Genomic DNA, 23,025 nt, shown 5'->3' on the forward strand with positions numbered 1-23,025 from the left:
TGGGGGCATGCGACGCGGCTGGGGAAGACGTGCGCGACGGGCGATCGCCGTCGTCGTGGCCGGTGTGCTGCTTGTCGTGTCCACGGCGGCGCCGGCTGCGGCATCCGTCGAGGATTTCTCCTACGACGCCCTCGACGCCGACTTCTTCCTCGTCCGCGGTGCCGGTGGGATCAGCGACCTGTACGTGATCGAGACGCGAGTCGTCCGCTTCCCCGAGTTCGATCAGAACAAGGGCATCGTCCGGTGGATCCCGAAAGCCGACTCCGGCATCGCGCACGACACCGACGTGGTGAACGTGACGGGCGTCGACGGCGAGGCGATCCCGTGGTGGACCGAGGAGGACGAGGACCACCTCACGGTGCTCACCGGCGATGACTCCTACGTGCGCGGCGTGCAGACCTACGTCATCTCGTACACGATGCGCGATGTGGTGCTGCGCTACGACGACACCGATGCCGATGAGTTCTTCTGGGATGTCGTGGAGTCCGATCACGCCCAGTCTTTCGACCGAATCACCGCGAACGTCCGGATCGCGGGCGTTCCCGCAGAGGGGCTCCTGCCGGCGCGGTCGTTCTGCTACTCCGGACCCGACGGCTCCACCGACCCGTGCGAGATGTCCGGACCCGTCGCGGATGCGCAGTGGCCCGCGGAGGTCCAGGCTTGGGCGGCGGGGGTCGGGGCGCCGGATGCCGCGGCATCCGCCGTCTCGTTCACCGCGACCGACAGCGGGCTGGGCGCCGACGAGGGCGTCACGGTCGCGATCGGCTTCGCACAAGGCACGTTCGCTGCCCCCACCCCGCCGCCCCCGCCGCCGTACCCGTGGTGGGACTGGATCCTGCCGCTGGCGGCCCTGTTCTCCGGCTTCGGCGGACTGGTCGTCCTGCTCGTGCTGCGCGTCACGCTGCGGCGAAACCCTGACCGTTCGCCGGTGATCGTCCAGTACTCGCCGCCGCCGGACGAGTCGCTGACCCTGTCCGCCGGCGTGCTGGATGTCCCCGAGCGTGCCATGGCCGCGCATCTCGTCGATCTCGCCGTCCGCGACGCCGTGGAACTGCGCGCGTCCGGGGATCGGAAGGACCCCGACGACTTCGAGGTCGTGCTGCGCAGCACGGACGGCCTCGAGCACGACGACCTCCGCGTGCTGGACACACTGTTCGCCAAGAACGCGAAGCCCGGCGCAGAGGTGGACCTCGGCACGTTCGCCACACGCCCGCCGCCGAGGTCGGTGACCTATGTCCGCCGTATCGACGAGTTCACGGTGCAGCGCGGCTACCGCAGCAAGCTCCCCGCATGGATCGGCGCGCTGCGAGCGGCGTTCACCCTGGGCGGGTTCTTCCTGGCGATGGGGCTCATCTTCTTCGCCGACACCGCCTTCGATGCCCTGAACGACCTCGTCCCCGGGGGCGGCTGGGTGTACATCGCGGGGATCGCGAGCGGGTTCTTCGCCTTCCTCGTGCTGCCGTTCGTGCGACTGCCGAAATCGGTGCTCACCCTCGCCGGCGGCATGCACAAGACGTACCTCGAGGGAATCCGGGAGTACCTGCGCCTGGCCGAGGAGGACCGCCTCCGGGCGGCGCAGTCGCCGCGCACGGCCGACCTCGTGTCCTCCGGAACGCGCGCATACGCCGACAGTCCGAATCGCCCGGGGGACAGCGTCGTGAACCTCTACGAGCGTCTCCTCCCGTATGCCGTCCTCTTCGGCATGGAGCGGCAATGGGCCGACGTCATCCGCGCCGCCGCGCCCGCGGTGGCGGGATCGAGCTCGCTCCTGGATGCCGTCAGCTCGCGCTCGCTGTCGGATGCCTCGTCTTCGATCGGCCGGATGGCCTCGACCCCCGTCTCGTCCGGGAGATCCAGCAGCTCTTCGAGCAGCTCGGGCTGGTCCTCGTCCGGCGGCTCGTCCGGCGGCGGGTCCTCCGGCGGGGGTGGCGGAGGCGGCGGCTCCGGCGGACGCTGAACCTGGACCGACGGCGGGCGGCTACGCTCGCTTCGTGGCCAAACTGTACTTCCGCTACGGGGCGATGAACTCGGGCAAGTCCTCGTCGTTGCTGCAGGCCGCGTACAACTACGAGGAGCGCGGCCAGCATGTCCTGCTGGCCAAACCCGCCATCGACACCAAGGAGTCCGATCGCATCTCGAGTCGGCTGGGCATGTCGCGCGAGGTGGATTTCCTGATCCCGCCGGACGCGGACCTGCGCGCGCTGTTCGCCGAGCACCGCGCGCGCGTCCAGCACTCCGCGTCGGACGCGCTGATCCCCGAGCAGACCGCCGGCGACCGACCCGTCGACGTCGCCTGCCTTCTGGTCGACGAGGCCCAGTTCCTCACGCCGGGACAGGTCGACGATCTCCTGCGGATCGTGGTGCTCGACGGCGTCCCGGTGCTGGCGTACGGCATCCGCACCGACTTCCGCACCGAGGCCTTCCCGGGCTCGCGCCGCCTCCTGGAACTTGCCCACAGCCTGGAGGAGCTCAAGACGATCTGCCGCTGCGGTCGCAAGGCGATCTTCAACGCCCGGCTGGTCGGAGGACGGTTCGTCTTCGACGGCGACCAGGTCGCGATCGACGAGTTGAACCCCGACCGCGTGACCTACGAGTCGATGTGCGCGGAGTGCTATCTGCGGGAATCCGGCGGGCGTCTCGACGGCCGCTGAGCGCGGCGGGCAGGCGAGCGGGAATCGCTACGCTGGGAGCATGCGAGTACTCCTTGCCGGCGGCGCCGGCTACATCGGCGCGCACACCGCGGTCGCCCTGCTGGATGCCGGACACGACGTCGTCCTGCTCGACGACCTCTCCGGCACGAGCGCGGTCGCTGCGGATCGGGTCGAGACCATCACAGGCAGGGCCGCGCCGCTCGTGATCGGCGACGCGGCCGATGACGACGTCGTCGAACGCGTCTTCGCGGAGCACGGACCGATCGACGCGATCATCCACCTGGCAGCGTTCAAGGCCGTGGGGGAGTCGACCCAGAAGCCGTTGGAGTACTACTCCAACAACCTCGACACGACGTTCGCCCTGCTGCGGGCGGGGGTGGCCCACGGCATCCGCTCGTTCGTCTTCTCGAGCACCGGCACGGTCTACTCCGACCCGGCCGACCTGCCGTTCACCGAGGAGTCGACGACCAGCATCGACCTGTCCAACGCCTACAGCAAATCGAAGCGGATGAACGAGGTCGTCCTTGCCGACGTCGCCCGCGTGAACCCCGACCTCAACATCACGGTGCTGAGGTACTTCAATCCGGTCGGCGCGCACCCGAGCGGCCTCATCGGCGAAGACCCGGCCGGCATCCCGAACAACCTGATGCCCTACGTCTCACGCGTGGCCATCGGCACGCTCGACCGGGTCGGCGTGTTCGGCGACGACTACGACACTCCGGACGGCACCGGGCTGCGCGACTACATCCACGTCGTCGACCTGGCCGAGGGTCATGTCGCGGCGTTGGAGAAGGCGCAGCCCGGGTTCGCGGTCTTCAATCTCGGCACCGGCGTCCCGGTCAGCGTGCTCGAGCTGATCGCCTCGTTCGAGAAGGCGGTCGGCCATGACCTGCCGAAGGAGATCCTCGGCCGGCGGCCGGGAGACGTCGCAGCGACGTACTGCGATCCCGGCAGGGCTCGACGCGATCTGGACTGGTCGACCAGGCTCACGATCGACGATGCGTGCGCGGACTACTGGAACTGGCAGACGAAGAACCCGCAGGGCTACGCGACCGCCTGAGCCCGGCGCTAGGCAGGCTTCGGGGTAGGAGCGGGCTTGCCCGCCTTGGCGTCCTTGCCCGCCTTCGCCTTCTTGGGCGCCGTCTTGCGCGGGGGTAGCGGCACGAGCATCGACGTCCTGCGCTTGTAGTCGGCGTAGGCCGGGTACTTCGAGCCGGTGATCGACTCGGTGAAGATCGTCGAGCCGATGAAGAGGATCGTCAGCAGCACGGCGCCGATGATGGTCCAGTTGATCGCTCCTCCCCAGAAGCCCAGACCGGATGCCACCGCGGCAGCGGCCCCGAGCGCGTAGAACGCCCACCACTGCGCCTGCTCGAAGAAGAAGTTCGGATGCCGGCTGAGCCGGAAGAGGCCGGCCGTCGCGAAGCCGGGCTCGAGATGGCCTCCGGCCGCCCTCTTGGCCTCGTGGTAACTCCACTGCTCCTGATCGGCGGTGAACTCGCCGATCAGGAACGCGGCGAACAGCACCGCGAACGCGAGGTCCCACCCGCCGAACGGCGCGGGGTTCTGCCAGGCGATGAACGCGGGGAGGGTGATCAGCACGAGCAGCGCGTTCTGATAGAGCACGATGAAGAACAGGTTGAACAGCTGGAACTGCCACGGCTTCATCCGTCCGCGCAGCACCGCCCACCGGTAGTCCTCCATGCCGGTGTAGCCGCCCTTGCGGGCGAAGTTGAACGTCAGCCGGGCGGCCCACGCCGTCACGAGCAGCGCCATCACGACGAGCCGCGTTGCGTCCTTGCCGTCGCCCATTCCGGCCACCGCGAAGATCCACACGTAGACCGCGGGGACGATCGACCAGATGCGGTCGACCCACGACGTGTCCTTCGTGATCAGCGAGGCGATCCAGCAGAAGGCGCAGGTCGCGGCGGCGACGAGAAGGACGAGGGCCAGAGGATCCATTCGCCCAGCGTACGACCTTGCGTGGTCTGACCACAGGGGATACTGTGGTCAGACCAGTATCCGAGGAGTCCCGTGCCCGAAGCTGCGCGCGCCTGGCAGGTCGTGCTCGAGAAGATCGAGACCGATCTTCTCGAGGGTGCCCTCTCGCCGGGTGACCGGCTCCCGCCGGAGCGGGAGCTGGCATCGACCCTCGGAGTGGGCCGCTCCAGCGTCCGCGAAGCCCTTCGCGTGCTCGAGGTGCTCGGCCTCATCCGCACCGCCACCGGGTCCGGGCCGACTTCGGGCGCCATCATCATCGCCACCCCGCAGGGCGGCATGTCCGCGCTGTTGCGGCTGCAGGTCGCCGCTCGCGGCTTCCCCTTGGACGACGTGGTCCGCACCCGCCTGGTGCTCGAGTCGGCGGTCGTCGAGGCGCTCGCCGCCGATCCGGAGCGCACCACGGAGCCTGCGCGGGAAATCATCGAGGCGATGGATGCCGCGGACCTCACGCCAGGGGAGTTCCTCGCCCTGGACGCACAACTGCATCTCGCACTCGCCGAGGCCTCCGGCAACGTCGTCATCGCCGCCATGATGGGCGGCCTTCGTACGGCGATCGAGTCCTACGTCCTGGCGGGTGCCGAGCGGATCCCCGACTGGGACGCCGCCTCGACGCGCCTTCGTGCGGAGCACTCCGCCATCCTCGACGCCGTCGAGGCCGGCGATGCGCCTACCGCCCGAACCCTGATCCACGACCACATCACCGGCTACTACGCCGACGCGGGCCTGGCCCGCACCTGACGAAAGGACCGACGATGGTGCAGCGCCAGCTCCCCAACCCGGCAGAGCTCCTCGAGCTCATGAGCTTCAAGAAGCCCGAACTGAACGGCCGCAAGCGTCGGCTCGACGCAGCGCTCACGATCGCCGATCTGCGCACGATCGCAAAGCGTCGCACGCCGAAGGCGGCCTTCGACTACACCGATGGTGCCGCCGAGGGGGAGCTGTCGCTGACCCGCGCACGGCAGGCGTTCGAGGACATCGAATTCCACCCCGACATCCTGCGACCGGCGGCGAACGTGGACACCTCCACGACGATCCTGGGCGGCCCGAGCGCGCTGCCGTTCGGTATCGCCCCGACGGGATTCACCCGGCTGATGCAGACAGAGGGTGAGAGCGCGGGCGCATCGGCGGCCGGTGCCGCCGGCATCCCGTTCACGCTGTCCACGCTCGGCACGACCTCGATCGAGAACGTGAAGAAGGCCAATCCGCACGGGCGCAACTGGTTCCAGCTCTACGTGATGCGCGAGCGCGAGATCTCCTACGGGCTGGTCCGCCGCGCTGCGGAGGCCGGTTTCGACACGCTGCAGTTCACCGTCGACACCCCGATCGCCGGCGCACGTCTGCGAGACAAGCGCAACGGCTTCTCGATCCCGCCGCAGCTGACGCTCGGCACGATCGTCAACGCGATTCCGCGCCCCTGGTGGTGGATCGACTTCCTGACGACGCCGAAGCTGGAGTTCGCGTCACTCTCCACGACGGGGGGCACGGTGGGCGAGCTGCTGAACGCAGCGATGGATCCGACGATCAGCTTCGACGACCTCGCGATCATCCGCGATCTGTTCCCCGGCAACATCGTCGTGAAGGGCGTGCAGAATGTCGAGGACTCGAAGCGCCTGATCGACGCGGGCGTGGACGGGATCATCCTTTCCAACCACGGCGGTCGGCAGCTGGACCGCGCACCGATCCCGTTCCACCTACTGCCGCAGGTCGTGCGCGAGGTCGGCAAGGACGCGACCGTCATGATCGACACCGGCATCATGAACGGCGCGGACATCGTGGCATCGGTCGCGCTGGGCGCGAAGTTCACGCTCATCGGACGCGCCTATCTCTACGGTCTGATGGCCGGCGGCCGCGAGGGCGTCGATCGCACGATCGCGATCCTGCGCAGCGAGATCGAGCGGACGATGGCCCTGCTCGGAGTCTCGACGCTGGCCGAGCTCGAACCGCGCCACGTCACCCAGCTCACCCGGCTGGTGCCGGTCAGCGCAAGCGTGCAGGCCGCTGCGGCAACCGTACGGGCGCCGCGCGCCCGCGCCGCCGCGAAGGTCTGATCAGCGCAGGCTCAGCGTGGGCAGGAGATCGTCGAGGTACTCGGCGGTCTCCTCCCACCCTTCGACTGCCTTGCACTCCACGCCGAGGGCGAGCACCGGATAATCGTTGCCGTCCGGATCGAGTCGGTCGCCGACGAAGAGCATGTCATCGAGGGGGATGCCGGTCTGTTCGGCGAGCTGGCGCATGCCGTACGCCTTGTCGATCCCGCGGTGCGTGATGTCGACGGAGGTGGATCCGCCCGAGCGGACCTCGAGGTCGGGCAGGCGCGCGGCGACCGCCTCACGGAGCGTGTTCTTCTTCGCGCCGGTCGGATCCCACGCCACTTTGGCTTCGAGGGGAGCGTGCTGACCCAGGGCGGAGAAGGTGATCTGGGAACCGCGGTCCTCGAGGATGTCGCCCCACGGCTCCGATTCCCACAGGCCAAGACGCTTGGCCTCTTCCTCGACGGCCGTCGTCGCCTCGATCTTCTCGTCCTCGGTGAGCGAGCGCGCGTAGATGGTGACGATCTCGCCGTCTTCGATGCGGTAGTACTGGGTGCCGCAGGTGGGTAGCAGGTGCACGTGGGAGAGAGTGTCGGCCGAGGCATCCGGAAGCCGGTCCACGACCTGCGCGCGGAACTGGCCAAGCTGGCCGCCGGAGATGATCGCGAGCTCGACCCGCTCGGCGAGGGCGATCAGCAGATCGCCGATCCGCGGGTCGATCGCAGACTTCGAGGGGGCCAGGGTGTCGTCCAGATCGAAGGCGACGAGTCGGGGAGGGATGCCGGGGGACGAGGTGTCGGTCACGTTTCTCCAGGTGCTCGGGCGGTGAGACGCGAAAGGCTCCGTCTCTGACGGAGCCTCTCTGCGGTCGGGGTGACAGGATTTGAACCTGCGGCCTCGTCGTCCCGAACGACGCGCGCTACCAAGCTGCGCCACACCCCGTGGCAACCCTCCGAGTCTACCCGATCGGCGACCGTGCGACGAACCGGCGGCGACGTGCAAGCAGGATCAGCGTCGCTCCAGCGGTGAGCGCGGCGATGCCGACGCCGGCGCCGGTGCGCGCGGCTGTCTCCGGCTGCCCGGTCGCGGCGAGCGTGCGCGGTGGGCTCGTCCCGGGTGGCAGTGCGGTGACCGTAGTGGTCTCGCTGGCGGCTCCGCACACCCCGAGGTGCACGAGTTCGCCGTCTGCGTCGACCGCACGCTCCTGCCAGAAGTAGGTGCCCGGCTCGGTGATCGGGAGCGAGGTCACGCTGTACTCACCCGGAGACGTGACGGCAATGGGGTCGCTGGACCAGACCAGCGCGCCGTCGGTGCAGGTGTCGACGGGAGGTGTGCCTTCCGCGGCGCGATACACCGCCGACGAGATGATCAGGCCGGTGCTCGGGAGAGGTGCGCCCACGATGATCGTGTCGCTCATCGGTCGTCCCGCCGTGATCTCGGGCTCGGCGGCGGAGGAGACGGCCGGAATCATGCTGACCTGCGTGCGTTCCGCGAAGGGCTCCACCCAGCGGTATCCGGGCGCAAGATGTGCGGCGACCTCGGCGCTCTGCGACTCCCTTTCGATCGTCCAGACGGCCGTGTAGAAACCGGGGGCGGGCAGGTCCCACAGCGAGGAGACTCGGTAGGGGCCGGCTGTTCCGCGCTGCGAGTCGGTCTGCACGGCCAATGACCCCACCGGCTCAGCGTCGGCCGGAATGCTGCCGTCCGCGGACGCCGGTTCGTCCTCGGTGCGGTAGACGACCGCGGTCGCCGCGACCTGGAGCAGGCTTGCGTCCTCGCCGCGGGGCCAGTCCTCGAGCGTTCCACCGAACACGACGTCGTCGACGAACGGGCCGGGAGATGCGTATCGGGTGGCCACTTGCGTGGAGATGGTCGGTGCGAACAGCGGATGCCGCGGCGCTGTGTCCGCGCCGGCGACATCGAACTCGCTGTTGCCGGCCGGCCCCGCGGTGTCCTGCCCGCCTGCCGTCGTGAAGTGCCGCACGGCGGCTGCGGGACCGGCGGAGAAGTGACCGCTCACGCTGACGGAGTAGGGACGCCCCGGCGTCGGAGGCATGGCCGTGATGGCGTAGTCGACGCCGGTGGCGGCATCCGTTCTCGTGTCCGCGCCGGTGTCGTCGAAGACCGCCCCATCCACGCTCAGCGTTCCGGTCGCGCTCGCCGGCGCGTCCACACGCACGGTTCCGCGTGTCGGGTCCGTCGCGTCCGCGGTGACGGTGACCGAGCCGGATACGGGTCCCGAGCCCGTCGGTAGCGCACGTGCCTCCTCGTAGAAGGCGACGGCCCGTCGCTGGATCTCCTCGTCGTGCTCCGGCGCGAGCGCCGAGAACGTCCAGTGGATGGCACCCGCCAACGAATCGCCGGGGTAACCGAAATGGTGCAGTGATCCCGACCAGTCGGCGATCGCCTTGACCGCCCAGCCGACCGCCGCCGCCTGCACCGGATCGGAGGTCTGGCCGTACTTGGTGACGAGAAGATTGATGCCGGTGAGCTGCTGCGGCGACAGCCCCGCTGCGGTCGCGCTGATCCCGTTGTCGACGCTGGGGCCGGTGGGCGCGGGTGCTCCCGGGAGGATGCAGTACGTGTGCACGCCGTCGACGAGCATCGAGCCGTGCCAGCCGTACTCGGAAATCGGCGCCCATGTGCCGAACCCCGCGCCCTGTTCAGCCGCGTGCGCGGGTGCGGGCAGGAGGACGAGGGCGACGGAACTCAGAAGAGCAGCGACGGTGATGGCCGCAACGGCTCGGATGGCGTTGCGCATCGTGTGCAGTGCATGGGGGACTCTCGGCATGGCGGGCCTCCTCGGATCGGATGCTCCGATCGTGGCGGCAGCCGAGACCGCGGGCATTCGCTCTCGGCGCCGCTGTGGACAGCCCGCGGCCGGGCTGACCTGGGGAGGAGCCGGTTGCCTGAGCGAGCAGCGGACCTGCGGGTCAGTCGCGGGCGCGCAGTGTGATGAGTGAGACCTCGGGCCGGCACGCGAAGCGCACCGGCGCGTAGATCGAGTGGCCGAGGCCTGCGCTGACGTTCAGGGGCACGGTTCGCGAGTCGTGCGACCACGTGCTCAGGCCGCGTGCCTGGTCGAGCGGGATGTCGCAGTTGGCGACGAGCGCGCCGAATCCCGGGAGCCGGACCTGACCGCCGTGCGTGTGCCCGGCGAAGATCGCATCCGCTCCGAGGTCGACGAAATCATCCAGAACGCGGCGATACGGGGCATGCGTGACGCCGAGGGTCAGCGCTGCAGCGCCGGTGCTGCGGACGGCCTCCAGCGCCCCCGGGAGCTCGGACAGCTCGTCCCAACCGCGGTGGGCGTCGCTGACGCCGAAGGCGTCGATCCGGGCTCCGCCGACCACGATCGACCCTGCGCTGTTGTTGAGGTCGAGCCAGCCGAGCTCCTCACCCAGGTAGGCGTCCAGCGAGTCGGTGTCGAGCAGCTCCGCAGTGTGCTTGACGTCGGAAGGACCCGTGAAGTACTTCATCGGGTTGCGCGGCGACGGCGCGGAATGATCATTCGAGCCGTGAACGAAGACGCCCGGGATGCTGCGGAGTGGATCCAGCGCGACGCGCAGTCCCTTCAGCCCCTCCGCGTGCCCCATGTTGTCGCCGGTGTTCACGACGAGGTCCGGGTTCCATTGATCGGCCAGCCCGGCGATCCAGTGCTGCTTGCGGCGCTGCCAGGGGGCCATGTGGATGTCGGACACGTGCAGCACCCGGATCGAAGCGCTGCCCGCCGGAAGGATTTGCAGCTCGTGCTCGCGCACGGTGAACAGGTAGCGCTCGATGCCGATTCCCCACACGGCGGCGGCCGAAGCCGCCCCCACGACCGCACCGGCGGTGAGGACGACTTTGGACGAGGACGGCACTACGGGCACTTGTCGCGCGAGTAGTTCACCGTGATGGCCGCATTGCGGTTCACGGCGGACCCTGCACCGGGGCTCGTGCTGGTGGCCACACCCTGCGCCGTGGCGGCGGGATCGACGGTGCAGGTGCCCTGCTGGACGTTCCCGAAACCGGCGCCGCGCAGATCGTTCAACGCCTGAGCGAGCGGTTTGGTCGAGATGTCGGGGACGGTCGTCCCCTGGCCGTTGCTGGGACGGATCGTGACGGTGGTGCCACCTGCGACCTGACCGGCGCCCGGGTCCTGCGCGGCGATGAGGCCCTCCGCCTCCGGGGAGTCGATCGCCTCGCCGACGGCGACGTCGAAGCCGGCGTTCTCCAGCGTGCTGGTCGCCTGATCGATACCCATGCCGAGTACGTTCGGCAGGTTCGTGAGCCTGCGGGTCAGCAGGCTGGAATCGGGCTGCGCGAAGTCGTCACCACCGTAGGCGGCATCCGCCGCGGCCTGGATGCGTGAGGCGATCTCGTAGCGCAGCTGGGACATCTGCGTGCCGTCGTAGTAGCGGTTGAAGATATCGCCTTCGCCGATCGAGTTGCCGACCCAGGCAGCGGTCGCGACCTTCGTGCTCGACTCGATCAGCCAGGTCTGCTTGGCTTCGTGGGTGCCGGTCTTGCCGAGCAGCGGAGTGCCGTCATAGGGGTTGCCCGCGGATCCGGTGCCGCCGCTGTTCATGACGCCCTGCAGCGCATAGGCCGCCGTCGCCGCGATGTTGGGCTCGATCACCTGGTTGCATGTGGTGACCGGGATGTATTCGGGCCGGTCGACGCCGTCCGAGTCGGTGACGCGGTCGATCGACTTGGGTGTGCAGTAGATGCCGTTGTTGGCGACCGTCGCGTAGGCGCCAGCCATCGCCATCGGTGACACGTTGTTCGAGCCGATGACCGAGAACTGGTTGTCCATCGATACCGGTGACCCGTCGCCTCGCGTCACCCCCATCTTCGTCGCGACTTTCTGGATGTCGCACAGGTCGAGCTTCTCTGCCATCGCGAAGAAGCCGGAGTTGAGCGAGTCACGGGTAAACTGCATCGGCGTGCCGACGTACCCGTTGCCGGAGAAGTTCCCGACCTTGGTGTTCTCCACGTTGACCCAGTCGCCGGTGCACGAGTTCGTCATGCGCTTGAAGACGCGGTTGACACCGTTGATCGTCTCGTTCACGGAGTGGCCCTTCTCGAGCCAGTCGACGAGGGTGAACAGCTTGAACGTCGATCCGGCCTCGAAGCCCCCGGAGTTGCCGAACTTCTGGTCGGCGGCGTAGACGAGCGACGAGTAGTTCGGATCCCCCGATAGGGCGGCATCCTCGCTGAATTTCGTGTTCTGGGCGATCGACAAGACCCGACCGGTCGCTGCCTCGATGCTCACGGACGCCGCTCCGAACTTGCCGGTGTTGCCGTCGACCATGCCCTCCACAGATGTGGGGGCCCATTCGGCCATCGCGGCGTCGGCCTGCCACTGGATCCGGTAGTCGAGGGTGGTGTAGATGTTCAAGCCACCGCGCTGCAGTGTCCGGTAACGGTCGTCCGACGTTTCTCCGAAGGCGGGATCGCTGAGGATGGTGTTCTTCACGTACTGGCAGAAGTACGCCACGCCACCGGCTGCCGCACACCCCGTCGTGGGCGCAGTGATCACGGGCGAGATCGGCTCGATGACCGCGGCGGTGTACTGCTCCTCGGTGATCTTCCCGTCGTCGAGGAGACGGCTCAGCACGTAGAGCTGTCGACCCTTCGTAGAGGTGTAGCCGTCCGCAGCCGCCACGTACTGCTCCTGCGTGATCGTGCCGGCATTCAGCAGTGTGTCCAGAGCGGCGAGCTGGCCCGGTCGCACATCGTCGATCAGGCCGTCGGGAGCTTTGTTGTAGCCGATGCCGTCTTCGTCATAGATCGAACCCTCCGGCTGATCGATGCGGTAGGTGTTCGGGTTCTGTACGATGCCGGCCAGTGTCGCCGCCTGTCCCAGCGTCAGCGATGCAGCGGAGGTGTTGAAGTAGTAGTGAGCTGCGGCGTCGATGCCGTACGTCCGTCCGCCGAAGTTGGCGATGTTGAGGTACCCCAGGAGGATGTCGTTCTTGGAGTACTTCTGCTCGAGCGCGATCGCGTACCGCATCTCCTGCAGCTTGCGTTCGATGCCGTCGTTGCCGGAGGCCGTGGTCGCCTCCGACCAGCAGCTGGCCAGCACCTCGTCGGTCTTGGCGATGACCTCGTCCGCGGTCGGGGCGACCACGGGCTGACCCGAATCCGCCGCGACCTTCTCCGCCGCGTCGTTCAGCTCCTTCTGCGCGTCGGTGTTGGCGTTCGCCTCGCACCGCTGGATCAGGATGTTCTTCACGTACTGCTGGCTGATCGAGGAACCGCCCTGGGTCTCGCCGCCGCCGCGCAGGTTCTGCAGCAGGGCGCGCGAGGTGCCGATCAGGTCGACGCCGCCGTGCTGGTAGAACCGGGGGTCCTCACTGGAGAGGATCGAGTCGTACATGACCGGTGCCACCTGATCGAAGACGACCGGCGAACGGTTCTGGTCGTAGAACGACGTGATCTCGATGTCGGTGCCGTCGTTCGGATTCTTCGCGTACAGCGTCGTCGGGAGCATCAGTTTGTCGATGTCCAGCACGCTCGGAAGGTTGTCGAACATCGTGATGGCGCTGGAGGCCGCCGCGCCGGAAAGGGCAATCGCGGGCGTGACGGTGGCGGTGATGAGAAGACCGGCGACCGCGCTCAGACCGACCAGGCCGAGCAGACCACCGGCCACACCGGTAGCCGTCCGTTTCGTATCAGGCATAGGCTTGATCGTAAGCCAGCTACCTGGGGGAACCCTTGACGGACCCACCCCTTCGGCGTGCTCGCTCCGCCACCGCCCGCGACTTTCCGGAGACCCGATGACGACGTGGGAGTACCTCACCACCCCGCTGCTGATCCACAACACCGCTGCGATCCTGAACAACTGGGGCAAGCAGGGTTGGGAGCTCGTCCAGATCGTTCCCGGACCGGAGGGTGGGCTGGTGGCCTATCTGAAGCGTCCGACGGGTGGCGGCGATGCCAACACCGGGCTGGATGCTGCGGCCCAAGCCGCCGCCCAGTTCGAGGGGAACTGAGATGACCGTTTCACAGCAGCTGGCCGCACTCGGCATCGACCTGCCGTCGGTGGTGCCACCGGTCGCCGCGTACATCCCGGCGAAGACGCAGGGTGATGTCGTCTACACCTCAGGCCAGCTGCCGATGGTCGCAGGCTCCATGCCGGCGACCGGCAAGGTCGGCGACGGGCCTGCGCTGGTGCCGGCAGCCGACGCCAAGGGGTACGCACGGCAGTGCGCGCTGAATGCCATCGCTGCGGCTGCAGCCGCCGTCGGAGGCGTGGACCGCTTGACCGGTGTCGTCAAGGTCGTCGGCTTCGTGGCATCCGATCCCGCCTTCACCGGCCAGCCGGGCGTCATCAACGGCGCGAGCGAGGTGCTGGGCGAGATCTTCGGCGACGAAGGGCGCCATGCGCGCTCCGCGGTGGGCGTGACCGCGCTGCCGCTGGACAGCCCCGTCGAGGTCGAAGTCGTCTTCAGCTTCGCCTAGCGCACCTGCGCGCTGATCACCGACATCACGGCGGTGTCGGCCAGCGTCGTCGTATCGCCGACCTCACGCCCTTCGGCCACATCGCGCAGCAGTCGCCGCATGATCTTGCCGGAGCGCGTCTTGGGCAGCTCCTCGACGATGTACACGTCACGCGGTCGGGCGATGGGTCCGATCTGCTCGCCGACCCAGGCGCGCAGCGACTGCGCCAGGCCGTCGGGGGAGTGCGCGGCAAGATAGCTCTGCTTGATGATGACGAACGCGGCGACTGCCTGTCCGGTCGTCTCATCCGACGCCCCGACCACGGCCGCCTCGGCGACCGCCTCGTTTCCCACCAGGGCCGATTCGATCTCGGTGGTCGACAGGCGGTGGCCGGAGACGTTCATCACGTCGTCGACGCGGCCGAGGAGCCAGACGTCGCCGTCCTCGTCGAGCCTCGCCCCGTCGCCGGCGAAGTAGTACCCCTGTTCGGCGAACTTGTCCCAGTACGTCTCCTTGTACCGCTCCGGGTCGCCCCAGATACCGCGCAGCATGCTCGGCCATGGTTCGGTGATGACCAGCAGGCCGCCGTTGCCGTCTCCGACCGGCGCGCCGTTCTCATCGACCACGTCGACCGAGATCCCGGGCAGCGGCACCTGGGCGCTGCCGGGCTTGGTCTCGGTGACGCCGGGGAGTGCGGAGATCATGATCGCGCCGGTCTCGGTCTGCCACCAGGTGTCAACGATGGGTGTCGTGGTGGCGCCGATGATCTCGCGGTACCACATCCACGCCTCGGGGTTGATGGGCTCACCGACCGAACCGAGGAGGCGCAGCGATGAGAGATCGAACTTCGCGGGGATGGCGCGACCGATCTTCATGAACGAGCGGATCGCCGTCGGCGCGGTGTAGAGGATGGTCACGCCGTACTTCTCCACGATCTCCCACCACCGTCCTGGGTGCGGCGTATCGGGCGTGCCCTCGTAGAGCACCTGTGTGGCGCCGTTGGCGAGCGGACCGTACGTGACGTAGGTGTGGCCGGTGATCCAACCGATGTCCGCGGTGCACCAGAAGATGTCCGTCTCCGGGTGTATGTCGTGGACGTTGCGGTTGGTGAAGGTCGCCTGCGTCAGGTATCCGCCCGAGGTGTGCAGGATGCCTTTCGGCTTGCCGGTGGTGCCCGACGTGTAGAGGATGAACAGCGGGTTCTCGGACGGGAACGGCTGCGCGGTGTGGTTTGCGGATGCTGCCGGGACGACATCGTGCCACCACACGTCCCGCTCGTCGTTCCACTCCACCTCGTTGCCGCCGCGCCGGACGACCAGGACGTGTTCGACGCTCTCCTGCACGCCGGATCCGTTCCGGTCGGCCAAGGCCATGTCCACGGCCGGCTTCAATGGCGAGACCTTTCCCTTCCGATAGCCGCCGTCCGCGGTGATGACGAGCTTCGCGCCCGCGTCGTCGATGCGCGAGCGAAGACCGTCGGCCGAGAAGCCGCCGAACACGACGGAGTGGATGGCGCCGATCCGGGCGACGGCAAGCATCGCGGCGATCGCCTCGGGGATCATCGGGAGATAGATCGCCACGCGGTCGCCTTGACCGATGCCGAGGCCTTCGAGCACGTTCGCGAGGCGCTTGACCTCGTCGGTCAGCTCCGCGTAGGTGACGCGGCGCTCGTCGCCCTGCTCGCCCTCCCAGAGCAGTGCGACCCGGTCGCCGTTCCCGGCCTCGACGTGACGGTCCAGGCAGTTGTAGGCGACGTTCAGCTCACCGTCGCCGAACCAGGTGGCGAACGGGGGGTTGGTCCAATCCAGCACCTCGGTGAAGGGCGTGTGCCAGTGCAGCAGCTCGCGGGCCTGCTCGCCCCAGAATGCGACACGGTCCTGCGAAGCCTTCTCGTACAGCTCCGCGGTGCCGACCGCATCCGCGGCGAACGCCCCGTCAGGAGCGAAGCGACGGTCTTCGTTGAGGAGGTGATCGATCTGGCTGCTCATGTGCTCGCTCCTTCGCGGGCCGATCTCTGCGCGGCGCGTCGGATGACGGCTGCAACGGCGGGGTCAATCTATCTCCCGTGACGAGCGCGACACTACCGCCGGAAGTGGGTGACCGACTGTTCCGGACAGGTTCGTCCGGACCGTGAGCGATATATCGGTTGGGAGGGTCCGATTTGTTTGGACGCCTGCCCGAAGTTGCGTATGCTCATCTCCGGCCGAACATTCGATTCTGGCATTGCGGCACCCGATCACCCCCCGAGTGTGGTGCCGCGCGTGGCGGCATCCCATTCCCCCCATGGGATGCCGCCCCTTTTCCTTTCGGGCGGCCTCTTCCTCCCCAGGATCGCTCGCTGCGCCCGTCTGCACCGGTGGGCTCGCGCGGCAGTCGCGGGCGGATGCCGGGGCCTAGCGTCGTCCGCATGCCAGAGCCGTTCGTCGTCCAGCGTTCCGAGACGCCTCGGACGAACGAGCCCGGGGTCGTGATCGCTCCGGTGCCGCGTGCGACGGGGGAGACGCCGTTCATCGTGACCTGCCGGCTGCCGCCCGGCGAAGCGGCTCAGCCGATGCCGCCGCACCAGGATCGATCTGCCATGCAGCGGCATCCGGTTCTCGAACCGCTCCTTCCTTATCTGGATGACCCTGAGGTCACAGATCTCTTCGTCAACGGGGCGAGCGGGCTCTACGTCGACCGCGGAAGGGGCGCCGTCCCGGTGTCCGGCTGGCTCGCGCAGGAGTCGGACGTGCGCGAGCTGGCGGTGGCACTGATCGGGCTCGGCGGGCGGCACATCGACGACGCGAACCCGTGCGTGGATGTCCGATTGGATGACGGGACCCGTGTCCACGCGGTGCTGCCGCCGGTCTCCGCCGAAGGCACCGTGATCTCCGTGCGGGTCCCGCGGATGGATTTCCCGGATCTGTCCGAGCTGGAGCGACGCGGCATGTTCGACGCCACGCTTCGCGCGCGGCTGGAGGATGCCGTCGCCGGTCGGACGAACCTGTTGATCAGCGGCGCGGCCGGTGCAGGCAAGACGACGCTGCTGGCGGGCCTGCTGGCCTGCGCGCCGCACACCGAGCGGATCGTGACGATCGAGGACGTCGCCGAGCTCCGGATCCGCCATCCCCACCATGTGCGTCTGGAGGCGCGGCAGGCCAACCTCGAGGGCGCCGGCGCCATAGGCCTCCCGCGACTCGTTCGCGAAGCGCTGCGGATGCGGCCCGACCGTCTCGTGGTCGGGGAGTGCCGAGGCGAGGAGGTGCGCGAACTGCTCGGCGCCCTCAACACCGGCCACGACGGTGGAGCCGGCACGCTGCATGCAAACGGACTGCACGATGTCCCCGCGCGGCTCGAGGCGCTCGGGTCGCTGGCGGGACTGGACGACCATGCCCTCGCCCGTCAGACCTCGAGCGCGATCGGGCTCGTTCTGCACGTCGGTCGCGGCCCGGACGGCGTTCGGCGCATCACCGGCGCAGGGCGTCCCGTCGTCGCGCCGACCGGGCGCCTGGGAATCGAGGAGCTGCCGTGGGCCGCGGCGTGACGGCGGAGCCGGCCGCGGCCGCGGAGTGCGTTCTGCGGCTGGCGGTGCTGCTGCAGGCGGGCGTTGCTCCGGCGCGGGCGTGGTCGCATCTGGCTGCGGCGGGGGATATCGCGGCGGGCCGCGTGGTCGAGTCGATAGAGGCGGGGACGCCGCTCTCCGCAGCCATCGCGGACGCCGCCGGGTCGCCGCAGACCGATCGCCGAGCGCGGGGTGCCCCGAGGACGCGCGACGCACATCGCGCCTGGCGCGAGATCGCCGCGGCATGGGAGGTCGCGACCCACGTGGGCGCGCCGCTGGCCGAGAGCCTGCGCGGGCTCGCCGCGACGCTGCGCGATGTGCAGGAGGCCGCCGACGACGTCCGGGTCGCCCTCGCCGAACCGGCAGCCACCGCCCGGCTCATGGGCTGGCTCCCGCTCGTCGCGGTCGTCCTCGGCATCGCGCTCGGGTTCGACACCATCGGCACACTCGTCGCGAACCCGATCGGCTGGGTGTGCTCGGCCGCGGGCGCGGTTCTCATCGTGGCAGGGCAGCGGTGGAACGCCGCGCTGGTGCGTCGAGCGCGCGCTGAGGCCGGCATGCCGGGCCTGGACACCGAACTGCTTGCGATCGCGCTGAGTGGCGGGGTCTCGATCGAGCGGGCGCAGGCCATCGTCCGCGCCGCGCTCGAGGCGACCAGGGCGTCCGACGCCGACCTGCCGCAGGACGATGCCACTGCTCGGCGCGAAGACGGCGCCGAGGACATCCTGACGCTGTCGCGCACCGCAGGGGTGCCCGCCGTCGAGCTGCTCCGCGCGGCCGCCGCCCTCGCTCGCCACCGTGCCCGGGTGGATGGCCGCCTGCGCGCCGCCAAGCTGTCTTCGCGCCTGCTCCTGCCGCTGGGTGTCTGCACGCTGCCGGCGTTCCTGCTGCTCGGCGTCGCCCCCATGCTGCTGAGCGTCATGACGGCGGTCCCGATCCAGCTCTGACCCGCCGCACCCGGCTGCGCCCCCACACCTGTGCCCACACACCCGTGCCCTCTATGAAAGGAACACCGATGTCACTCCCTCCCCTCACCGCGCGGCGAGCCGCGAACCTGTTCTCCGATGAGAGCGGTGCGGCCACCGCCGAATACGCGATCGCGACGATGGCTGCGGTCGCGTTCGCCGGCCTCCTGGTCGTCATCATGCGCAGCGACGAGGTGCGCGGCATCCTCACGGATCTGGTCCGCCGCGCCCTCACGGTCGCATGATCCGTCGCGGACTCGGCGACGATCGCGGTTCGGTGGTCGCCGAGTTCGCGATCGCGCTGCCGGCAGTGGCGCTGGTCCTGCTGCTGAGCGCCGGCGCACTCGGCGCATGCGCGCGACAGGTTCGGCTGCAGGATGGCGCGGCCGACGCCGCACGCCTCGCCGCGCGCGGCGAGGCGGATGCGCGCGTGCAGGGCGCCGTCACCGCGGCGGCCGCCGGGGCGGATGCGGTGATCTCGCACCGAGGTGATCTCGTGTGCGTCACGGCATCGACGGTCTCGGCCGGGATCGTGCCCATCGCGCTGAGCGCCACCAGCTGCGCGCTGGCAGGCGGGCTCTGATGCCGGGGACGCTCCTGTCGGTCGGCGTCGTGTTCTGCGCCGCGACCCTCGCCGTCGGGTTCACCGCGGCCGGCGCGGCGGCGGTGGTCTCGCAGCGTCTCGCCGGCGCCGCCGACGCGGCAGCGCTGGCGGCGGCGGACGCGGCCTCCGGCGCGGTCGACGGCGTCCCGTGCGAGCGGGCGGCCGAGGTCGCCGCCGCCGGTGGCGCCGGCGTCTCGGCCTGTCAGATCGACGACCTGGTGGCCACCGTCACCGTGACCCTGCGGTTCGGCCCGATCACCGGCACCGCGTCGGCGCGAGCCGGCCCGCCGCCGTGAATACCGCGCCCCGATGACTGCGATGCGAGTGGTCGCCGCGCTTGCTCACAGCGCTCGCATGCCGAGCGGTGTGTATGGTGTGCTTCGAAGAAAGGACGCCCCCGTTGGCAACAGGCAAGAAGCTCGTCATCGTCGAGTCACCGACGAAGATGAAGTCGATCCAGGGCTACCTCGGCGATGACTACGAGGTGCTCAGTTCGGTCGGTCACATCCGCGACCTCGCGAGCAAGAAGGACATCCCGGCTGACAAGAAGTCGGCGTACGGCAAGTACTCGATCGACATCGACAACGACTTCGACCCCTACTACGTCGTCAACGATCGCAAGACCAAGACGGTCGCCGAGCTGAAGCGCGCGCTCAAGGGCGCCGACGAAGTCCTGCTCGCCACTGATGAGGACCGCGAGGGCGAAGCCATCGCCTGGCACCTCCTCGAGGTGCTCAAGCCGAAGGTGCCCGTGCGCCGGATGGTCTTCCACGAGATCACCAAGGACGCCATCCGCGCGGCCGTGGACAACACCCGCGAACTTGATCTCGCGCTGGTCGACGCCCAGGAGACCCGCCGGGTCCTGGACCGCCTCTACGGCTGGGACGTCTCCCCGGTCCTGTGGCGAAAGGTCGGCAGCGGACGTGAGGGAGCCGCGCTCAGCGCCGGCCGCGTGCAGTCCGCCGCGACGCGAATGGTCGTCGATCGCGAGCGCGAGCGCATGGCGTTCGTGTCGGCCGGCTACTGGGACGTCGAGGCCCTCGCCGTCAAGCAGGAGAAGGCGGGCGAAGCCGAGAGCTTCACGACGCGCCTGGCCCGCGTCGGCGGCTCGCCGCTGGCCCGAGGCACCGACTTCGACGATCGCGGTCAGCTGAAGAAGGCCGTCGTCGTCCTCGACGAGCAGAAGGCCCGAGCACTGGCCGCCGCCGTCGAAGGCGTGGGACAGGCATCCGTCACCGCCCTCGAGGCGAAGCCCGGAACGCGCAGCCCCAAGCCGCCGTTCACCACCTCGACGCTGCAGCAGGAATCCGGTCGCAAGCTCTCGATGAGCGCCAAGCACGCCATGAGCGTCGCGCAGCGCCTGTACGAGAAGGGGTTCATCACCTATATGCGCACCGACTCGACGGCGCTCAGCACGCAGGCGATCCGCGCCGCACGCGAGCAGGCCGTTGAGCTGTACGGGGCCAAGGCCGTGCCGCTGAACCCCCGTGTCTACAAGAGCAACAGCAAGAACGCCCAGGAGGCGCACGAGGCGATCCGTCCCTCGGGCGAGCAGTTCCGGCGGCCGACCGAGGTGTCGGGGGAGCTGGATCGCGACGAGCAGCGCATGTACGACCTCATCTGGAAGCGGACGATCGCCAGCCAGATGTCGGATGCGAAGTACGAGACCACGACCGTCACGCTGGCCGTGGACGCCACAATCGAAGGCGTCACCCAGAAGGCCGAGTTCACTGCGTCGGGCACCGTCTACACGTTCAAGGGATTCCTCGAGGCGTACGAGGAAGGGCGAGACGAGAAGCGCAACGAAGCAGACAAGGCCGACGACCAGTCGCTTCCCGTCCTCGCAGTCGGCGACACGCTGCGTCTGAAGGACGTCGAGCCCAAGGGCCACGCCACCACGCCCAAGCCCCGCTACACCGAGGCGAGCCTGGTCAAGGCGCTCGAGGAGAAGGGGATCGGCCGACCGTCGACGTTCGCGAGCATCATCGACGTGATCCTGGATCGCGGCTACGTGACCAAGCGCGGCCAGGCGCTCGTGCCGAGCTGGCTGGCCTTCAGCGTGGTCCGGCTGCTCGAGGAGCATTTCGCGGACCTCGTCGACTACGACTTCACCGCCGCCCTGGAAGACGACCTCGATGCGATCGCCCGCGGCGAACAGCAGCGCACCGCGTGGCTGCGGGAGTTCTACTTCGGCTCGGATGCGCACGTCGGGCTTCGCAACATCGTCGACAACCTCGGCGAGATCGACGCCCGCGAACTGAACGCGACGCGGATCAGCGACACCACGACGCTGCGCTTCGGCAAGTACGGACCGTATCTCGATGTCATCGACCCGGCCGACGCGGACGCACCGCCGCGGCGTGTGAACATCCCCGAAGAGCTGGCGCCGGACGAGCTCACCGTGGAGAAGGCGCAGGAGCTCATCGACGCCCCGGTCGCGGGCAATCGCGTCCTCGGCGAGAATCCCGACAACGGCAAGCTCGTCATCGTCAAGGACGGCCGGTTCGGCCCGTACATCGAGGAGAACGACCCGGAAGACCCGACCGCGGTCGACGAGAGCACGGGCGAAGTCATCGAGGAAGCACCCAAGAAGGCGCCCGCCAAGCGCGGAGCCGCCAAGAAGGATGCTGCGCCCAAGCCGCGCACCGCGTCGCTGTTCAAGAGCATGTCGGTGGACACGATCGATCTCGAGACGGCACTGCGCCTTCTGGATCTGCCGCGCACCGTCGGCACCGACCCTGAGTCCGGCGAACCGATCACGGCCCAGAACGGCCGCTACGGCCCCTACCTGAAGAAGGGGACCGACTCGCGCACCCTGGATTCCGAGCAGCTCATCTTCGACATCGATCTCGAGCAGGCGCTCGCCGTGTACGCGCTTCCGAAGTACGGCGCCCGCCGTGCCTCCAGCGCGCTGAAGGAGTTCGAGAACGACCCGGTCAGCGGCAAGCAGATCAAGCTGAAGGACGGACGGTTCGGGCCGTACGTCACGGACGGCGAGACCAACGCCACGATCCCGCGCGGCGAGACCGCGATGGACGTGACCTTCGAACGTGCGGTCCAGCTCATCGCGGACAAGCGGGCCAAGGGTCCGGCGCCCAAGCGCGCTCCGGCGCGCAAGGCGTCGACGACCCGCAAGACGCCCGCCGCCAAGAAATGACGGCGGGCCTCTTCCTCACCTTCGAGGGCGGTGACGGGGTCGGCAAGACGACCCAGGCGGCGATCCTGGAGGAGTGGCTCACCGCTCGCGGGAGGAGCGTCGTGCGCACCCGCGAACCGGGCGGAACCGAGGTGGGCGTGCTGGTGCGCGACATCGTGCTGCACCATCGCGGCGAGGTCGCGGCGCGCGCGGAGGCGCTGCTCTACGCCGCCGATCGCGCGCAGCACATCGAGACGGTGGTGCGCCCTGCACTGGAGCGCGGGGATGTCGTGATCCAGGATCGCTACATCGACTCGTCGGTCGCCTATCAGGGCGCCGGTCGCATCCTCGGCCGCGACGAGGTCCGCGATCTCTCGCTGTGGGCGACCGGTGGGCTGCTGCCGGATCTGACCGTCCTGCTGGACCTCGATCCCGCCCGAGCGCGCGAGCGCCTCGAAGCCGACGACAAGCCTTTCGACCGGCTCGAGGCCGAGAAGAGCGTCTTCCACGACCGGGTGCGCGAGGAGTTCCTCGCGCTCGCCGCTTCCGAGCCGGAGCGCTTCCTCGTGCTGGATGCCGCTCGCGCGGCATCCGACCTCGCCACCGACATCCAGGGACGGGTGCAGGCCCTGCAGGGCGGAACCGTCGGAACCGCCGATTAGGCTGAGT

General features: G+C 68.9%; 20 protein-coding genes and 1 tRNA gene. 14 read left to right on the forward strand and 7 right to left on the reverse strand.

The genetic code is table 11. The features are described 5' to 3' along the window. The first annotated feature begins 7 nt into the window (after positions 1-7). Genes BLT19_RS07870 through galE form a run of 3 tightly spaced genes read left to right on the forward strand, consistent with a single transcriptional unit; the run spans position 8 to position 3,711 of the window. On the forward strand, positions 8-1,957 hold the full coding sequence (locus BLT19_RS07870) for a DUF2207 domain-containing protein (RefSeq protein WP_091488458.1): 1,950 nt from the start codon (positions 8-10) through the stop codon (positions 1,955-1,957). A 34-nt stretch (positions 1,958-1,991) separates the two neighbouring features. Beyond that, on the forward strand, positions 1,992-2,651 hold the full coding sequence (locus BLT19_RS07875; RefSeq protein WP_091493556.1) for a thymidine kinase: 660 nt from the start codon (positions 1,992-1,994) through the stop codon (positions 2,649-2,651). A gap of 40 nt (positions 2,652-2,691) precedes the next feature. Further along, entirely contained in the window at positions 2,692-3,711 is a 1,020-nt protein-coding gene (galE, locus tag BLT19_RS07880; RefSeq protein ID WP_091488460.1) for a UDP-glucose 4-epimerase GalE, read from the forward strand. A gap of 8 nt (positions 3,712-3,719) precedes the next feature. Here the strand turns inward: galE and BLT19_RS07885 are convergent, their stop codons facing one another. After that, a complete protein-coding gene (locus BLT19_RS07885; protein ID WP_091488463.1) occupies positions 3,720-4,613 on the reverse strand; it encodes a DUF1295 domain-containing protein in 894 nt (297 codons plus the stop codon). Between the two features lie 72 nt (positions 4,614-4,685). On the opposite strand from BLT19_RS07885, the gene BLT19_RS07890 reads away from it, so the two are divergent. Beyond that, positions 4,686-5,390: a FadR/GntR family transcriptional regulator gene (locus BLT19_RS07890; protein WP_091488465.1), complete on the forward strand. Its 705-nt coding sequence runs from the start codon at positions 4,686-4,688 to the stop codon at positions 5,388-5,390. Between the two features lie 14 nt (positions 5,391-5,404). Beyond that, positions 5,405-6,700: an alpha-hydroxy acid oxidase gene (locus BLT19_RS07895; protein ID WP_091488467.1), complete on the forward strand. Its 1,296-nt coding sequence runs from the start codon at positions 5,405-5,407 to the stop codon at positions 6,698-6,700. On the opposite strand, the gene BLT19_RS07900 is transcribed toward BLT19_RS07895, so the two are convergent. The 5 genes from BLT19_RS07900 to BLT19_RS07920 form a co-directional block, all read right to left on the reverse strand. Then, positions 6,701-7,486 (reverse strand): HAD-IIB family hydrolase, encoded by a 786-nt coding sequence (locus BLT19_RS07900; protein ID WP_091488470.1) that lies wholly within the window; start codon positions 7,484-7,486, stop codon positions 6,701-6,703. Positions 7,487-7,550: 64 nt separating this feature from the next. After that, positions 7,551-7,624, reverse strand: a tRNA-Pro gene (locus tag BLT19_RS07905). 16 nt (positions 7,625-7,640) lie between these two features. Next, on the reverse strand, positions 7,641-9,473 hold the full coding sequence (locus tag BLT19_RS07910; protein ID WP_091488473.1) for a hypothetical protein: 1,833 nt from the start codon (positions 9,471-9,473) through the stop codon (positions 7,641-7,643). A 142-nt stretch (positions 9,474-9,615) separates the two neighbouring features. Next, entirely contained in the window at positions 9,616-10,545 is a 930-nt protein-coding gene (locus BLT19_RS07915; protein ID WP_231917848.1) for a metallophosphoesterase, read from the reverse strand. After that, positions 10,545-13,349: a transglycosylase domain-containing protein gene (locus BLT19_RS07920; RefSeq protein WP_091488478.1), complete on the reverse strand. Its 2,805-nt coding sequence runs from the start codon at positions 13,347-13,349 to the stop codon at positions 10,545-10,547. Before BLT19_RS07920 ends, BLT19_RS07915 begins: the two co-directional genes overlap by 1 nt. 97 nt (positions 13,350-13,446) lie before the next feature. Between BLT19_RS07920 and BLT19_RS07925 the strand changes: the two genes are divergently transcribed. Next, positions 13,447-13,662, forward strand: coding sequence for a DUF4177 domain-containing protein (locus tag BLT19_RS07925; protein WP_091488481.1), 216 nt, complete (start codon positions 13,447-13,449; stop codon positions 13,660-13,662). 1 nt (position 13,663) lies between these two features. Next, positions 13,664-14,131, forward strand: coding sequence for a RidA family protein (locus tag BLT19_RS07930; RefSeq protein WP_091488484.1), 468 nt, complete (start codon positions 13,664-13,666; stop codon positions 14,129-14,131). On the opposite strand, the gene acs is transcribed toward BLT19_RS07930, so the two are convergent. Further along, complete coding sequence (gene acs / locus BLT19_RS07935) at positions 14,128-16,098, reverse strand: acetate--CoA ligase (protein WP_091488486.1); 1,971 nt, start codon at positions 16,096-16,098, stop codon at positions 14,128-14,130. The genes BLT19_RS07930 and acs overlap by 4 nt on opposite strands. A 419-nt stretch (positions 16,099-16,517) precedes the next feature. Between acs and BLT19_RS07940 the strand changes: the two genes are divergently transcribed. The 7 genes from BLT19_RS07940 to tmk all read left to right on the forward strand — a co-directional run bounded on the left by BLT19_RS07940 (position 16,518) and on the right by tmk (position 23,018). Continuing rightward, entirely contained in the window at positions 16,518-17,633 is a 1,116-nt protein-coding gene (locus tag BLT19_RS07940) for a TadA family conjugal transfer-associated ATPase (RefSeq protein WP_091488489.1), read from the forward strand. Next, positions 17,618-18,598: a type II secretion system F family protein gene (locus BLT19_RS07945; protein ID WP_091488492.1), complete on the forward strand. Its 981-nt coding sequence runs from the start codon at positions 17,618-17,620 to the stop codon at positions 18,596-18,598. Before BLT19_RS07940 ends, BLT19_RS07945 begins: the two co-directional genes overlap by 16 nt. 68 nt (positions 18,599-18,666) lie before the next feature. Continuing rightward, positions 18,667-18,861, forward strand: coding sequence for a DUF4244 domain-containing protein (locus tag BLT19_RS07950; protein ID WP_231917849.1), 195 nt, complete (start codon positions 18,667-18,669; stop codon positions 18,859-18,861). After that, positions 18,858-19,199, forward strand: coding sequence for a TadE family type IV pilus minor pilin (locus tag BLT19_RS07955; RefSeq protein WP_091488497.1), 342 nt, complete (start codon positions 18,858-18,860; stop codon positions 19,197-19,199). The genes BLT19_RS07950 and BLT19_RS07955 overlap by 4 nt, the downstream gene beginning before the upstream one ends. Further along, a complete protein-coding gene (locus tag BLT19_RS07960; protein WP_091488499.1) occupies positions 19,199-19,516 on the forward strand; it encodes an Rv3654c family TadE-like protein in 318 nt (105 codons plus the stop codon). Before BLT19_RS07955 ends, BLT19_RS07960 begins: the two co-directional genes overlap by 1 nt. Positions 19,517-19,620: 104 nt before the next feature. After that, positions 19,621-22,377 carry a type I DNA topoisomerase gene (gene topA, locus BLT19_RS07965; RefSeq protein ID WP_091488502.1) on the forward strand — a complete coding sequence of 919 codons (2,757 nt, stop codon included), beginning with the start codon at positions 19,621-19,623 and terminating at the stop codon, positions 22,375-22,377. After that, positions 22,374-23,018, forward strand: coding sequence for a dTMP kinase (gene tmk / locus BLT19_RS07970; protein WP_091488504.1), 645 nt, complete (start codon positions 22,374-22,376; stop codon positions 23,016-23,018). Before topA ends, tmk begins: the two co-directional genes overlap by 4 nt. Positions 23,019-23,025: the final 7 nt, after the last annotated feature.

It is taken from the genome of Microbacterium pygmaeum (assembly GCF_900100885.1).
Taxonomy (GTDB): Bacteria; Actinomycetota; Actinomycetes; order Actinomycetales; family Microbacteriaceae; genus Microbacterium; species Microbacterium pygmaeum.

Excerpts from the sequence above, each read along its gene's own strand:
- BLT19_RS07870 (WP_091488458.1), top strand. The coding sequence starts at position 8 with ATGCGACGCGGCTGGGGAAGACGTGCGCGACGGGCGATCGCCGTCGTC.
- galE (WP_091488460.1), top strand. The coding sequence starts at position 2,692 with ATGCGAGTACTCCTTGCCGGCGGCGCCGGCTACATCGGCGCGCACACC.
- BLT19_RS07885 (WP_091488463.1), bottom strand. The coding sequence starts at position 4,613 with ATGGATCCTCTGGCCCTCGTCCTTCTCGTCGCCGCCGCGACCTGCGCC.
- BLT19_RS07895 (WP_091488467.1), top strand. The coding sequence starts at position 5,405 with ATGGTGCAGCGCCAGCTCCCCAACCCGGCAGAGCTCCTCGAGCTCATG.
- BLT19_RS07910 (WP_091488473.1), bottom strand. The coding sequence starts at position 9,473 with ATGCCGAGAGTCCCCCATGCACTGCACACGATGCGCAACGCCATCCGA.
- BLT19_RS07920 (WP_091488478.1), bottom strand. The coding sequence starts at position 13,349 with ATGCCTGATACGAAACGGACGGCTACCGGTGTGGCCGGTGGTCTGCTC.
- BLT19_RS07925 (WP_091488481.1), top strand. The coding sequence starts at position 13,447 with ATGACGACGTGGGAGTACCTCACCACCCCGCTGCTGATCCACAACACC.
- BLT19_RS07930 (WP_091488484.1), top strand. The coding sequence starts at position 13,664 with ATGACCGTTTCACAGCAGCTGGCCGCACTCGGCATCGACCTGCCGTCG.
- acs (WP_091488486.1), bottom strand. The coding sequence starts at position 16,098 with ATGAGCAGCCAGATCGATCACCTCCTCAACGAAGACCGTCGCTTCGCT.
- BLT19_RS07940 (WP_091488489.1), top strand. The coding sequence starts at position 16,518 with ATGCCAGAGCCGTTCGTCGTCCAGCGTTCCGAGACGCCTCGGACGAAC.
- BLT19_RS07950 (WP_231917849.1), top strand. The coding sequence starts at position 18,667 with ATGTCACTCCCTCCCCTCACCGCGCGGCGAGCCGCGAACCTGTTCTCC.
- BLT19_RS07955 (WP_091488497.1), top strand. The coding sequence starts at position 18,858 with ATGATCCGTCGCGGACTCGGCGACGATCGCGGTTCGGTGGTCGCCGAG.
- BLT19_RS07960 (WP_091488499.1), top strand. The coding sequence starts at position 19,199 with ATGCCGGGGACGCTCCTGTCGGTCGGCGTCGTGTTCTGCGCCGCGACC.
- tmk (WP_091488504.1), top strand. The coding sequence starts at position 22,374 with ATGACGGCGGGCCTCTTCCTCACCTTCGAGGGCGGTGACGGGGTCGGC.